The organism is Clostridia bacterium (assembly GCA_036562685.1).
GTDB lineage: Bacteria > Bacillota > Clostridia > Christensenellales > DUVY01 > DUVY01.
Map to the genome: position 1 here is coordinate 1 of DATCJR010000002.1, position 11,056 is coordinate 11,056.

Genomic DNA, 11,056 nt, shown 5'->3' on the forward strand with positions numbered 1-11,056 from the left:
TGCGAGTTCCCCACAATCAGTCCGATATTGTCCCAATCTTCTTTTTGTTCGGGCGGAGCAATGATGTTAAGATATTGTATAATATCTTTTATTAGCATTTTTGTTGACCTCTTTCATAAGCAGCTAAAACTGCTTCTATATAGCTGTTAACACCTTTGCCATAAAATATCTTTTCACATGCCGGCGTCAGGACCGAAATATGTCTAAACGCTTCTTCTCTTTTATATATATCCGACATATGCACTTCGTATTTTGGAATGCTTACACATTTTAACGCATCATAAATAGCATAACTGTAATGCGAATATGCTCCCGCATTGATTATTATGGCGTCGGCATTTGTGCTATGTATTTTATCGATTATTGCCCCTTCGTGGTTGGATTGAAAAAACTCCAAAATTACGTCAGCAGGAGCTGCTTGTTTTATTTCCTGATTAATGTCGTCTAGCGTCTTGTATCCATAAATTTGCGGTTCTCTTTTGCCCAGCATATTAAGATTAGGGCCGTTGATAACAAGGATTTTCATAACTTAGCCTCTATGTTTTTAAGAGTTTGAATGATTTGTGCTTTTGACAATTCTACATTGTTCCATATTCTTTGGGCATCCAACGCCTGAAAAAACAGCATTGTAAGTCCGTTAACTGCTTTTATCCCCTTTTCTTTTGCCCAAGACATTATTGGCGTACAAGCGGGATTATATATAGTGTCATATACTGTTTGAAGTCTTTCAGTTTTTACCCCATTAGGCAGACTCATTTCGTTATTATGTCCTAATGTGGTGGCATTAATTATAACAGCAGGCTGTAGGTTATCTAAGTCAGCAACATGCGTGTTTTTTAGACCTAACTCATCTATGATAGCTTGCGCTTTAGTTATAGTGCGATTATAGATATATACCTTAGAAAGTTTGTCAAGTTCATAAGCAAGCGTTCTTGCAGCACCGCCTGCACCCAAAATCAATATTTCGCCACTGATGTCAATATTATGATACTCTAACGATTTCAAAAAACCTGTTCCATCTGTATTATATCCTATTAAATCTCCAGAACTTACACATACGGTATTGACTGCGCCTGTAACACTGTAATTTTTGCTTAGATAAGGCAAAATATCAGTTTTATAGGGTTTGGTTATATTAAAACCGTCATAACCGCTTCTTAATCTGTCAACTGCACCAATAAATGCCATAGGTTCTATTGACATAATAGAATACTCAATATGTATTCCAGCTGACAGAGCGATCTCTTGATGCACAAGAGGCGAATAAGAATACTGAATATTTCTTCCAATCAGTGCGTATCTTTTCAACTTTCGCCTCGTTCAAAGATTTTATAAAATCCAGGATAGCTTACATCGGCTATCTGGGCATTTTTTATAGTTACACCGTCCAAAGAAACAGCTCCAGCGATCGCTGCGCTCATGGCAATTCTATGGTCAAGTCCTGCGTCAATTTCTTTTCCGCCCATTATTACGCCTGTGCCATGAATTATCATTCCGTCTTCTGTCGCCTCGATACGCGCGCCTAGGCTTTTTAGCATATTAACGGTACTGTCTATTCTATTGGATTCTTTTACTTTTAACTCTTTTGCGTCTTTTATAATGCTAGTGCCGTCTGCGAAACACGCAAGCACTGCCAAAATAGGTATTTCATCAATCAGTCTGGGAATCATGTCGCCGCCTATAACAAAAGGCTTTAGATTATCAGTTGATTGAATAAGCATATCAGCGACAGGTTCTTCTCCTGTTCTTCTGCGGTTAAGCATAGTTATTCTTCCGCCGCTAAGTTTTATAACATCCAAAATACCTGTTCTAGTAGGATTGACGCCAACATTTTTCAAGACTATGCAGGAATCTTTCAAAATGGTTGTCAAAACCATAAGATAAGCTGCACTTGATATATCTCCAGGGACATTGACATCCACTGATTTTAAACTTGATTTTGAAATTGATATTTTATTTTTTCTAATTTTTATATCTGCGCTTTGTGCGGCAAGCATAAGTTCGGTATGATTTCTTGTTTTTACTGGCTCAATAATAGTTGTAGGGGTATCGGCATTAAGTCCAGCCAAAAGAAGCGAACTTTTCACTTGGGCGCTCGCTAAGGGCATAGTATATTCTATGCCTTTTAGATCAGAACTTTTTATCTTCAAAGGCGCAAAACCGCCTTCTCTAGATGTGATTTTAGCGCCCATAAGACTTAATGGCTCAATTATCCTGTTCATAGGACGTTTTCTAATGGACTCATCGCCATCAAGCTCTGCGCTTACACCTAGTCCGCACAAAAGTCCGGCAAGCAATCGCATAGTAGTGCCGCTATTGCCAACATAAAGTTCTTGACCGCTTTTGATTCTTTTTGCGCCTATAACTGTAACGGTATCGTTATCAACTTCAATTTTGGCTCCCAATTTTCTCATACAGTCAATTGTCGCCAAACAATCCTCACCCAAAAGCGCATTATAAACCTTAGCTTCACCCTCAGCGACAGCGTTAAACATAATAGCTCTATGAGTAATCGACTTGTCCCCCGGCAAATCAAATGCTCCGCTTATTCTTTTAAGCGGTTTTATTGTCATATAACTGCCTCCAGCAGTGTCTTAAGTTCTTCACTGCTTATAAGATATTCTTGAGTTTCCCCCTGACCTTTTGCAAAGATAAAATCTATTTTTCCTTCGGTGTTTTTCTTGTCTGCCTTCATAATATGAATAAGCTTGTCGATATTTTTGATCTTGACCTTAGGAGTAGTTACGCTATTAAGAAGATGCATTATTATTTTGTAATAATCTTCATCAATAATGCCAAGTTCTCTAGCCATTTTTGATTCCATTTCAATTCCGCAAAGCACATATTCGCCATGGGACAGTTTGAATTTATCCATGCTCTCAAGTGCGTGTCCGACAGTATGACCTAAATTAAGAATTTTTCTAAGAGATGCTTCTTTCTCATCTGAAGATGTGATATGGTCTTTGAACTCCACACAAAGCTTTATAGTATTTAAAACTGTTTGTGCATCCAAAACCATTAACTTAGAAATAGAAGAATTTACATAATCAAAAATAGTCTTACTAAGAAGTGATGTCTTAATAATCTCGCCTATTCCGCACTTAATTTCTCTAAAAGGCAATGTTGCAAAAAAGTTGGTGCTGATTATAATTTTGCTGGGTTGATAAAATGATCCCAGCATATTTTTGTATTGATCTAAATTAATTCCTGTTTTTCCGCCTATGCTTGAATCAATGCAGGATAAAAGCGTAGTAGGAATATGTACTATTTTGATACCTCTCATAAAGATTGATGCTACAAAACCGCACAAATCCCCTGTAACACCGCCGCCTATTGCAATCATCTTGGTATGTCTGTTGCAGCCCGTCTTTAGCATCTTTTTTCCAATCTGTTCTACATACTTCCAGCTTTTGGAATATTCTCCGCTTTTTAAAATATATAATCTATTGCCCATTCGCTCAAAATTTAATTTTGAGTTATAAAGTTCATATACTCTTTGATCGACGACCAGAAAAGCATCGCCGCTCATTTCGTTGATAATCATCTCATCAAGCTCGCGACCGATAATTATTTCATAGCCAAGTCCTGATTTTAATTTTATCGGTATCAGCTCTTCTAATGTTTCCACCTTGTTCAACATAAAAATCTCCTTATAATATCATCAAATAATTAAACCGCTGTTTGGATTTTTCTTTAATTTATATGATAATATCCTTTTTCTTTTGCCATCTTTGTTTTATTTCTTCCATGTGATCTCCCCCTAATGTTTCCAAAATCACCTGCATTAGCGTCAATGCCGCCACATTTTCACATACCACACCTGCAGCAGGCACAGCACAAACATCGCTTCGTTCTTTTGAAGAAATGCATTGTTCATGCGTAATCAGATCTACTGTCTTAATTCCACGCATTGTAGTAGGAATAGGCTTGACGGCTACATTAATAACTATATCTTCTCCTGTCGTAATACCGCCGTCAATGCCGCCGCTGTTATTGGTATATCTAAAAAAACCATTTTCGTCATAACCGATAGGATCATGAGATTGCGTTCCAAGCATTTCTGCATATTTTTCACCTAAACCAAAACTTACGCTTTTTACAGACTGAATAGAACATAAATCAGCCATCAGCCTTGAATCGAGTTTTTTGTCATATTGAGTATGCGAACCATATCCAAAGCTCATGCCGCTTATAATTATCTGAACCTTACCTCCTAATGTATCGCCCGACTCCTGAGCTTCTTTTATCTTGTGAATCATTTCTTGAGATTTTGCTTCATCCATGCATCTGACAGGATTATCATCTGCAGCACTTAATTCAAAAGAATTTTTGGGATAAAAATCAGAATACACGCCGCCTATCATAACCGTATGACTTCCAATATTAACTCCAAGCTCTTGCAAAAACTTTTTTGCTATAGCTCCTAATGCCACTCTCATAGCCGTTTCTCTTGCGCTTGCTCGTTCCAAAATATTGCGTGCGTCTTTTTGGCTATATTTCAGGGCTCCGCTGAGATCTGCATGCGCCGGTCTTACTGTGGTAACAACTTTTTGGGAAATGTCGCATTCATCGGGAGAAAAAATATTCTGCCAATTTTGATAGTCATTATTTTTTATCATTAATGCAATAGGCGAACCTAATGTAAGATAATTTCTGACCCCGCTCAAAATTTCGGCTTTGTCGCTTTCTATTTTCATTCTGCCGCCGCGTCCAAAGCCCTGCTGCCGCCTGTATAACTGATGATTAATTTCTTCTTCAGTTATATGTAGATTGGCAGGACAACCGTCCATGATTCCTACTAATGCCTTGCCGTGGGATTCACCTGCAGTAAGATAACGCATATTTACTCCACTTTTATATCAAATTTTTTCTTTTTTAAAATTTCCAATGCACGCGTTCTGTCAAAAGCGTTTTCAAAACTTATTACCAACGCTCCACCTTCGCCTTCGCGTGAATTTTCAATATTGATGTTTTTGATATTGATTTTTTGTTTATATAACAATAACGTTATTTTGGCGATTATGCCGGGCACATCCTTAACATAAACTCTTAGCAAAAAGAATCTGCCTTTATCTGCTTCTATCTCTGCCCGCTTTTGTCTTGCTGATTCAAACAATTCCTGAATTTTCGCATAATTATTGCTTTTGATATCTTGATAAAGACTATTTAGTCCTTGATTCATTGATTCGAGCTGGTTAAGGATATTATTTTTATTAAGTTTTATAATATCCAGCCACATCTTAGAAGGGCTTGAAGCAATGCGTGTGATATCTCTAAATCCGCCCGCCGCCAAAGTCCTAGAAATATCCGAATTAATAGAATTATTAACCAAAGTATAAGCCACCATGTGCGGCAAATGACTTATTTTGCTTACCTCTAGGTCATGTGTATCTTTATCTATAACTATAGGCAACGCCTGCATTTTTTTGACGATATCTGTTATGTAATCCAAATCTTCTTTTGCCGTATCTGGTGCGGGAGTCAAAACATAATACGCATTTTGGAACATAAAATCTTTTGCAGCTTTTATTCCGCCGTTTTCGGCACCTGCCATTGGATGTCCGCCCACAAACCTTATGTTTTTGGGAAGATTGTTAATTATCTCGCCTTTTATGCTCGCAGTGTCCGTGATTATACAGCTTGTCCCCAATATATTATATAGTTCGTCTATGGTAGAACTAACCATATCAATAGGGGTGCATACAAAAACTGCTTCACAGCCTTTCAAAATTCCAAGATCGGTATGACCAAGCTGAATAATATCTTTTTCAAAAGCATAAGTCAAAGTATCAATATCTTTATCCACTCCGATGATATTATATCCGCCTGCACGGCTCAAAGCATAAGCAATGGAACCGCCGATACAACCAAGTCCGACGACTCCTATGCTTTTATCATAAACCGGTCTGCTAACAGCTTTTATGCTTTTGAAAATCATAGATGAAGTATATCAAAAAATTAGTATTAATGCAATAAAAGCCTTTTTAGATAACCGCCTCTATATCGTATATCTTGAAAAAATAATCTATCTGGACAATATAACCCAATAATTGCGGCAAGCGCATAAGCTGGCCATAAAATGTATCGTCAAAATCCGTCTTAGAATCAAGCATAATTTTAATAAAATCAGTATCAACTAGCTCATTGACTATATTACCTTTTTCTTCTGTTATACGCCTTACCTCGTCTTTTACATAACTGAGATAATCCGGGCTAAATGTCTTAGGATAAGGGTTTTTCTTTCTTTTTATAATGTCATAAGGCAATATATCTTTTACCGCTTCTCTTAATATTCCTTTTTCTCTGCCGTTGTACGCCTTATATTTCCACGGCATATTATATGCATATTCAACAAGTCTATGGTCGCAGAATGGAACTCTTACTTCCAAACCTGATTCCATGCTCATACGGTCTTTTCTATCCAGCAATGTTTGCATAAACCATTCTACATTAAGCATAAACAATTCACGCATGCGCCGTTCTTGAGTATTGTCTTCTTTTAAATATCTGGTACGGCTTATCGTATCATTATACAAATCCTGTACCCATTGGTCACAGTCTTTTAAAATTGCAGGATGCTTAATGAGTTTTTTTCTTAACTCAAGACTTTTTGACCAAGGAAATGTATTAAGCTCTATTGTCTGCTGATTGTGATACCATGGATAACCGCCAAAGATTTCGTCCGCACATTCGCCAGAAAGACAAACTGTGCTCTTTTCTTTTATTACTTGGCAAAACAGCAATAACGATGAATCTATATCCGCCATGCCTGGAACATCGCGCGCAATCAACGCTTCTTTTAATGCGATACCGACTTGTTTATTGTCTAGGGTAATATAATTATGATTGCTCTTGATAAACTCGGACATCTGTGCAATATATTTGTGGTCGCTGTCAGGCTGATAAGCGTTTCGTTCAAAGAAAAGTTCGTTATCCTTATAATCAACAGAATACGTATTAAGCCGCTGCCCTTTAGACAAATACATTGCTGAAGCCACCGAAGAAATAATGCTGGAATCCAGCCCGCCTGAAAGAAAACATCCTAACGGCACATCGCTTATAAGCTGACGCTTGATAGAATCAAGCACAAGCCAACGGGTTTTTTCTATAGTCAAAAATAGATTATCTTCGTGCGGTCTAGCCTCTAGTTGCCAGTATCGATTTATCTCTAAACCGTTGCTGTTGTATATAAGATAATGCGCAGGCTTCAATTCATATATATCCTTAATTATTCCGCTGCCCGAAATCTTGCCTGGGCCTAACAAAAAGATTTGCTTTAACCCGTCTGCATCGATCTTTTTAGGAATTATGGGATTGGCTAATAATGTTTTGATTTCCGAACCAAACACAAGTCCTTTTCCGAATTGACTATTATCATATTTATAATAAAACAGCGGTTTTACACCAAATCGGTCTCTTGCTGCAAACAGTCTTTTTTTGTTGTGCTCCCACACGCCAAAAGCAAAAATACCGTTCAGTCTTTTTAGGCAATCTTTTCCCCATTCGATATAGGCATATATAAGCGCTTCTGTGTCTGAATGCCCTACAAACTTATATCCCAAAGTGCCAAGTTCTGCAACCAATTCTGAAGTGTTATATAACTCGCCATTATATACAATGGTATATGTTTCGCCATTTTTTGATTTGGTCATTGGCTGTATTCCGGTTTGTGGATCAACAACACAAAGCCTTCTATGAAGAAGTGCAGCGTCTTCAAAAACAACTTCTCCAAAATCATCAGGTCCGCGCTTTTTTAAAGTCTGGGACATTGCCATAAGAATATGCTCTTGTTTTTTCAAATCAATTTTGTCACTTATCCAGCCTGCCAATCCACACATTTTTTTATGCTCCTTTGATAATTGGCTGAATTTGTATACCATTCAGCGCAGATTCAACTGTCGGAATAATCAAATCTATATCCGATGTCATCGACCTTGTTTTATTTTTTGGATCGTCTTGAAACATAGGGACAAAGAAAATATTTTTCTTATACATCAAACCGCCAATATTGACCAAATTAGAAGATAATGCATCATTGGTAGATACTGCTATGATTACCGGACGGTCATTTCTTAGATGTGCTTTTATAGCCATCAATACAGGCGTATCCGTTATGGCATTATTGAGTTTAGCCAAGGTGTTGCCCGTACAAGGCGCCACAATCAAGACATCCAGCAATTTTTTGGGTCCTATTGGTTCAGCTTCTTCAATAGTGGTTATCGGCTGATTATGTGCAATATCCCAAACCTGCTGATAAAATTCTTTTGCATTAACAAATCGGTTATTGCTGCTGGCGACCGAAAAAGAAAAAATAGGTAAAATACTGTTGTTTTCAGCCAAAGTTTTCATTACGGGCAAATAGTTTTTTAATGTGCAAAACGAACCTGTCATTGCCCAGCCAATCTTTTTTCCTGACATAATTCTACATTTTGTCCAACGCTCTCCAAACGCTTTCGTACAGATATTGTCCTGCGGTGATGCTTGCAGTTTTAGCAGGCACGCCCAGATAATGCAAAACATTAAGCCCAAGTTTTGCGGCAGCGTCCATATCTACTCCGCCAGGCAGTGATGCCAGGTCTATAACGAACGCGTCTTTTCTTATGTGTTGGAGTTTCTCTCCTTTTAAAATTAATTTTGGAACAGTGTTGACAATTACATCAAAACTATTTAAGTCCTTTTCATATTCTTCCAAAGTATAAACGGTATTGACGCACACGGCAGCAAGCGCAAATTCATAGACATCGCTTGTGGCAACACATACTTCTACACCGATATCATCAAGCAGCTTAGTAAGCGCTTTGCCTACTCTGCCGTATCCCAAAATCAAAATCTTTAGACTTTTTAGTGATTTTTCGGTGTTATTAATAATCGCTGCAAGCGTTCCTTCAGCCGTAAGATATGCGTTTTTCATAACGAGCATTTCGTCATCGTTATAAAAAAATGCAGTTATTTGTTTGTCTTTGAGTATTTGGCGCGCTTCCAAATCAAAGCACCCTAGCGCAAAAACTATGCTTTTTTGACTTAAACTTTTTGCTAATTTATGGTCAATAGGAATATATGGCGGAAAAATAAATACATATTGAATCTCATGGTTATCCCCATATTTTTCGCCTTCTACAAAGTTAAATGCAGAATAACCGTTATTGACCAATAATTGCTTAACAGTTTTTAGCCGCTTATCAGAAACATCAATAATAAAAACTCTCTTAACACCATCACTCATATACTTATATTATGAATGCATATTTGAGAGTGTGAAAAATACACAAAGCTACAAAATTTTATATATTAAATAAAAAAGAATTTAAACTAAAAACGCTGATTGCCCCAAAGAGTGTTATATCCGTTTTTTATTCGATTAAGGGCATATAACCCAGCTTCATGATAATTGATATTATGGTTTACACTTTTTTTGTTAAGCCCTTCATAAAAAAACGCCCAAACGACTTCTCTTATCATGCCGATATATTTTAAGTCCTGCAATGTGTCAAAATTTTTTTTATCGCAATACCCAAAATATGCCGTTAACATAAACTCTTCTTGCTCTTTTGTCATTGTATTGCTATAAGCCAATGATGCCAAATCCATAAAAGGATCTCCTATTCCTGACAATTCCCAATCGATTATTATGATTTTTTGACCGTCAAACAAAATATTATTGCCTAAGATATCGTTATGAACATATTTATTATTGTTTAATAGGTCTTTACTCCTGCGGTTTCTAATAATATCTACTTTTTTTAAAACATCATAATATCCTTCAGGAACGCTTACCCTAAGCTTTTTTATTCCTTCCGCATATCTGTCAATCAGATCAAAGCAAGAACACTTTCTATTTAATCCCTTTATAGAATGAATGCCTTTCAAAATATCAATCAATTTTAACATATTAAATTGATCAGTGATTTCATCATAAGTCATACCATGTCCATCAAAATACTCGCTTATCATATAGCTGCCATCTTTAGGAAAACTTACAACCTTAGGTGCAAAGCCCAGAGCCGCAGCTTTTTTCTGCGCTATACATTCTTTTTCGCGATCGAGTTTAAGATATAAGTTCTGATTAAAATTGATTTTAATTACGTATTTATTTTGATTGGCTTTAACAAGATATGTCTCATTGGAAAAGCCGCCGTTTAGCGGAGAATATGCAACTTTTTGGTTTTGAAATGTTTTATCTTGTTTTATGATTTGATCAATGGTCATTTTATACCTCAATTTATCATAACAAGGCTAATTGATATAATCATTACACAAATAAGATAATACTCTGCCAAAAATTGTGTTACTTTATAAAAAACATTTCGAAATTAGAAAAAAAATTACATAAAAAAAAGGTCAGTTGAAATAACTGACCTTTTTAATGATTTACGGCAACGACCTACTCTCCCAGCTCGTTTCCAAGCAAGTACCCTCGGCTCTGGAAAGCTTAACTTCCGTGTTCGGAATGAGAACGGGTGGACCTTTCCGATATTGTCACCGTAATGGTTAAGTGTCCTTTCGCACACTTACAACTGCATAGAAATAAGTAATTTTATCTATCTTTAACTTCACAAGGTATTGTGATTAAGCCCTCGACCTATTAGTATCGGTCAGCTACATACATTGCTGTACTTCCACCTCCGACCTATCAACCTTGTAGTCTGCAAGGGGTCTTACTATCTTATGATATGGGATATCTTATCTTAAGGTGGGTTTCACGCTTAGATGCTTTCAGCGTTTATCCCGTCCGCACTTCGCTACTCGGCCATGCCGCTGGCGCGACAACCGATACACCAGAGGTGCGTTCATCCCGGTCCTCTCGTACTAGGGACAAATCCTTTCAAATATCCTGCGCCCACGATGGATAGGGACCGAACTGTCTCACGACGTTCTGAACCCAGCTCGCGTGCCACTTTAATCGGCGAACAGCCGAACCCTTGGGACCTGCTACAGCCCCAGGATGTGATGAGCCGACATCGAGGTGCCAAACTCCTCCGTCGATGTGGACTCTTGGGAGGAATAAGCCTGTTATCCCCGGAGTACCTTTTATCCGTTGAGCGATGGCCCTTCCATA

11 protein-coding genes and 2 rRNA genes are annotated in these 11,056 nt (G+C 37.5%); all 13 read right to left on the bottom strand.

Going from position 1 to position 11,056, the window contains the following annotated elements:
• A partial coding sequence (locus tag VIL26_00020) for a Nif3-like dinuclear metal center hexameric protein (GenBank protein HEY8389334.1) occupies positions 1–98 on the bottom strand: 98 nt, incomplete at its 3' end.
• Positions 92–526, bottom strand: a complete 435-nt coding sequence (locus tag VIL26_00025) for a type II 3-dehydroquinate dehydratase (protein HEY8389335.1) — start codon at positions 524–526, stop codon at positions 92–94. The genes VIL26_00025 and VIL26_00020, both read right to left, overlap by 7 nt.
• A complete protein-coding gene (locus tag VIL26_00030) occupies positions 523–1,308 on the bottom strand; it encodes a shikimate dehydrogenase (GenBank protein HEY8389336.1) in 786 nt (261 codons plus the stop codon). The genes VIL26_00025 and VIL26_00030 overlap by 4 nt, the downstream gene beginning before the upstream one ends.
• The gene (gene aroA, locus VIL26_00035) at positions 1,305–2,573 is read right to left on the bottom strand and encodes a 3-phosphoshikimate 1-carboxyvinyltransferase (GenBank protein ID HEY8389337.1); all 1,269 of its coding nucleotides are present in this window, start codon (positions 2,571–2,573) and stop codon (positions 1,305–1,307) included. The genes VIL26_00030 and aroA overlap by 4 nt, the downstream gene beginning before the upstream one ends.
• Positions 2,570–3,640 carry a 3-dehydroquinate synthase gene (gene aroB, locus VIL26_00040; protein ID HEY8389338.1) on the bottom strand — a complete coding sequence of 357 codons (1,071 nt, stop codon included), beginning with the start codon at positions 3,638–3,640 and terminating at the stop codon, positions 2,570–2,572. The genes aroA and aroB overlap by 4 nt, the downstream gene beginning before the upstream one ends.
• A gap of 58 nt (positions 3,641–3,698) precedes the next feature.
• Complete coding sequence (aroC, locus tag VIL26_00045) at positions 3,699–4,841, bottom strand: chorismate synthase (protein HEY8389339.1); 1,143 nt, start codon at positions 4,839–4,841, stop codon at positions 3,699–3,701.
• Positions 4,842–4,843: 2 nt separating this feature from the next.
• A complete protein-coding gene (locus tag VIL26_00050; GenBank protein ID HEY8389340.1) occupies positions 4,844–5,938 on the bottom strand; it encodes a prephenate dehydrogenase/arogenate dehydrogenase family protein in 1,095 nt (364 codons plus the stop codon).
• A 46-nt stretch (positions 5,939–5,984) separates the two neighbouring features.
• The gene (gene asnB / locus VIL26_00055) at positions 5,985–7,838 is read right to left on the bottom strand and encodes an asparagine synthase (glutamine-hydrolyzing) (GenBank protein HEY8389341.1); all 1,854 of its coding nucleotides are present in this window, start codon (positions 7,836–7,838) and stop codon (positions 5,985–5,987) included.
• A 4-nt stretch (positions 7,839–7,842) separates the two neighbouring features.
• On the bottom strand, positions 7,843–8,418 hold the full coding sequence (locus VIL26_00060; GenBank protein HEY8389342.1) for a dipicolinate synthase subunit B: 576 nt from the start codon (positions 8,416–8,418) through the stop codon (positions 7,843–7,845).
• 4 nt (positions 8,419–8,422) lie between these two features.
• A complete protein-coding gene (locus VIL26_00065; protein ID HEY8389343.1) occupies positions 8,423–9,223 on the bottom strand; it encodes an NAD(P)-dependent oxidoreductase in 801 nt (266 codons plus the stop codon).
• 86 nt (positions 9,224–9,309) lie between these two features.
• A complete protein-coding gene (locus VIL26_00070; protein ID HEY8389344.1) occupies positions 9,310–10,206 on the bottom strand; it encodes a phosphotransferase in 897 nt (298 codons plus the stop codon).
• A 162-nt stretch (positions 10,207–10,368) separates the two neighbouring features.
• Positions 10,369–10,484, bottom strand: a 5S ribosomal RNA gene (gene rrf, locus VIL26_00075).
• A 78-nt stretch (positions 10,485–10,562) separates the two neighbouring features.
• A 23S ribosomal RNA gene (locus VIL26_00080) occupies positions 10,563–11,056 on the bottom strand; the annotation flags it as partial.

What these genes read in the sequence shown, in the direction of transcription:
- aroA (HEY8389337.1), bottom strand. Translation starts at nt 2,573, where the DNA reads ATGACAATAAAACCGCTTAAAAGAATAAGCGGAGCATTTGATTTGCCG.
- VIL26_00025 (HEY8389335.1), bottom strand. Translation starts at nt 526, where the DNA reads ATGAAAATCCTTGTTATCAACGGCCCTAATCTTAATATGCTGGGCAAA.
- VIL26_00060 (HEY8389342.1), bottom strand. Translation starts at nt 8,418, where the DNA reads ATGTCAGGAAAAAAGATTGGCTGGGCAATGACAGGTTCGTTTTGCACA.
- VIL26_00065 (HEY8389343.1), bottom strand. Translation starts at nt 9,223, where the DNA reads ATGAGTGATGGTGTTAAGAGAGTTTTTATTATTGATGTTTCTGATAAG.
- aroB (HEY8389338.1), bottom strand. Translation starts at nt 3,640, where the DNA reads ATGTTGAACAAGGTGGAAACATTAGAAGAGCTGATACCGATAAAATTA.
- VIL26_00050 (HEY8389340.1), bottom strand. Translation starts at nt 5,938, where the DNA reads ATGATTTTCAAAAGCATAAAAGCTGTTAGCAGACCGGTTTATGATAAA.
- VIL26_00070 (HEY8389344.1), bottom strand. Translation starts at nt 10,206, where the DNA reads ATGACCATTGATCAAATCATAAAACAAGATAAAACATTTCAAAACCAA.
- aroC (HEY8389339.1), bottom strand. Translation starts at nt 4,841, where the DNA reads ATGCGTTATCTTACTGCAGGTGAATCCCACGGCAAGGCATTAGTAGGA.
- asnB (HEY8389341.1), bottom strand. Translation starts at nt 7,838, where the DNA reads ATGTGTGGATTGGCAGGCTGGATAAGTGACAAAATTGATTTGAAAAAA.